This window comes from Caldimonas tepidiphila (genome assembly GCF_003569765.1).
Taxonomy (GTDB): Bacteria; Pseudomonadota; Gammaproteobacteria; order Burkholderiales; family Burkholderiaceae_C; genus Caldimonas; species Caldimonas tepidiphila.
Map to the genome: position 1 here is coordinate 1 of NZ_KZ983962.1, position 215 is coordinate 215.

Sequence of the window (215 nt, forward strand, 5' to 3'; positions counted from 1 at the left end):
AAGCCCGCGGCGGAGCTGTAGGCCCAGCCGGCCAGCGGCACGGCGAAGAACAGCAGGTAGAGCAGCGCGTGCGTGGCGTGCGCGGCGGCGAGCTGCCAGCGCGGCGCGGGCACGGGCGGCGGCGGGCGGCGAAGCAGGCGCCACAGCAGGCGCAGCGCCGACAGCGCCAGGATCGCCACGCCGGCCCACTTGTGCCAGTTGTAGAGCTGCAGCCG

1 protein-coding gene is annotated in these 215 nt (G+C 76.3%); it reads right to left on the reverse strand.

All coding sequences use genetic code 11. The features are described 5' to 3' along the window. Positions 1–215, reverse strand: a 215-nt coding sequence (locus D3A59_RS02295; protein ID WP_205665083.1) for a cytochrome b/b6 domain-containing protein, incomplete at both ends; no start/stop codon positions are given.